The following is a 1,486-nucleotide window of genomic DNA, read 5'->3' on the forward strand; positions in this document are numbered from 1 at the left end:
CATCGCCTTAACCTTACCACGGTAGTGATCCACCACGTCGACCAAAATTTGACGGTCGCCGTGTGCATCAGAAATAATCAAATAATCCATTGCTTAATCCTCCCACCAGGCATTAAAGTCTGACATAAATTGTTGCAAAGCAGCCCCACGATGTGAAATCTCGTTCTTCTCTGCCGGCGTTAGTTCGCCAAATGACTTACCAAACGGTTCGTAGAAAAAGAGTGGGTCATAGCCAAAGCCATCACTACCTTGTGCTGCCCGCAAAATACGGCCATCGACCTTACCAGAGGCTACTAATCGCTTGCCATCTGGCTTAATCGCCACAATCACAGCATGGAACGAGGCCGTGCGATCAGCATCTGCCACATCTGCCAATTCACGCAGCAACTTGGCATTGTTTGCCGCATCGTCATGATCGCCAGCGTAACGCGCTGAGTGGACGCCAGGTGCGCCGTCTAACGCATCGACCGTCAAACCGGCATCTTCCGCCACAACTGGCACATTAAACGCTTTCGCGATGGTTTCCGCCTTGATTGTGGCATTTTCTTGGAAGGTATTGCCATCCTCGATGATTGTCGGCACATTTTCCAACTCGTTCAACGAGACAACTTCAACCCCCAGCGGCGTCAAAAACTCACGAAACTCGCGGACCTTGCCTTCGTTCTTTGAAGCAAAAATTAACTTAGCCATGCGTATCCCCCGTTAGACTTAATCAGTGACATCTTCGTTAAGCACTAGTGTATCATCAATAATGTCCAAGTGCTTAACTGTCATTTCCTTATCATCCAACCAGCGTCCACCAATCGTGGCAAAACGCTTCACGCTACCCGTCGTAAAGTACTCATCATCATTGTGATCAGCTGGGTTCGCACTCGCACGACGCAAATCGAACTTGTCCAAGAACTCAACCACCGTTGAAATCGTTTCGGCACCTGAGTTAACCAACGTCACCTGTGGTCCCATTGCTTCTTGAATAAAGTTCTCCATTAGTGGGAAGTGCGTGCATCCCAAAATTAGGGTGTCCACTTGGTGATTCTTGAAGTATGACAACTTCTCCTTAACCACTTGGCGGGCGAATTCTGACGTGTAATCGTGATTTTCAGCCACGTCAACGAACTCGGGTGCTGCTAATTGCACCACGTTCGCTGCACGGTTTCCTTGCAACAAACCGTTATAGTAAGCCAATGACTTAACCGTTCCAGCTGTGGCAATCACACCAATTTCTCCATCTGCAGACTTGCGTAAAGCGGCATCAACACCAGGTTGGATTACACCAACAACTGGGATGTCTAGCTTTGCTTGTAGGTCCGGTAAGGCTGCCGCCGTTGCCGTGTTGCAGGCTACCACCAACATCTTAATGTCTTTTTTTAATAGGTAGCGAACCATTTGCCAAGTGAAGCCAAGGACTTCTTCTTGTGGACGTGGACCATAAGGCATACGTGCCGTGTCCCCCACATAGTAGACTTGTTCATCAGGAATTTGCTTC

At 48.7% G+C, this 1,486-nt stretch carries 2 protein-coding genes; both read right to left on the reverse strand.

Annotated features, from left to right (window positions below; all coding sequences use genetic code 11):
* Positions 1-93: 93 nt before the first annotated feature.
* Entirely contained in the window at positions 94-690 is a 597-nt protein-coding gene (locus WEIDD23_RS02470) for an XTP/dITP diphosphatase (protein WP_010373844.1), read from the reverse strand.
* A gap of 18 nt (positions 691-708) precedes the next feature.
* A partial coding sequence (murI, locus tag WEIDD23_RS02475; protein ID WP_242865399.1) for a glutamate racemase occupies positions 709-1,486 on the reverse strand: 778 nt, incomplete at its 5' end.

This window comes from Weissella sp. DD23, assembly GCF_001579105.1.
Lineage (GTDB): Bacteria > Bacillota > Bacilli > Lactobacillales > Lactobacillaceae > Weissella > Weissella cibaria.

Coding starts and splice junctions, on each gene's coding strand:
- WEIDD23_RS02470 (WP_010373844.1), bottom strand. CDS start 690: ATGGCTAAGTTAATTTTTGCTTCAAAGAACGAAGGCAAGGTCCGCGAG.